This is a genomic window from Mesorhizobium sp. M1A.T.Ca.IN.004.03.1.1, from assembly GCF_003997555.1.
Classification (GTDB): domain Bacteria; phylum Pseudomonadota; class Alphaproteobacteria; order Rhizobiales; family Rhizobiaceae; genus Mesorhizobium.
Map to the genome: position 1 here is coordinate 1 of NZ_RZTV01000638.1, position 256 is coordinate 256.

The 256-nt window shown below is 60.5% G+C and carries 2 pseudogenes; one reads left to right on the forward strand and one right to left on the reverse strand.

Going from position 1 to position 256, the window contains the following annotated elements:
• Positions 1 to 138: pseudogene (locus tag EOD29_RS33190) on the forward strand (5'/3'-nucleotidase SurE); the annotation flags it as partial.
• Here EOD29_RS33190 and EOD29_RS33195 read toward each other — a convergent pair.
• A pseudogene (locus EOD29_RS33195) lies at positions 112 to 256 on the reverse strand (5'/3'-nucleotidase SurE); the annotation flags it as partial. The pseudogenes EOD29_RS33190 and EOD29_RS33195 sit on opposite strands and share 27 nt — an antisense overlap.

Genomic DNA, 256 nt, shown 5'->3' on the forward strand with positions numbered 1-256 from the left:
GCACCGGCGCTCCTCGAAAAGCTGATGGTGCTCGACCTGCCTGAAGGTACCTTCCTCAATCTCAACTTCCCGAACTGCCGTCCCGACGAAGTCGACGGCGCCGAGGTGACGATGCAGGGCAAGCTCGCCTTCAATCTGCATGGTCACCTCGGCGCCGTCGACCTCGTCAGGACGGCAGTTCGGGAAATTCAGATTGAGGAACGTGCCCTCCGGCAGGTCCAGAACAATCAGCTTTTCCAGAAGAGCCGGCGCATGC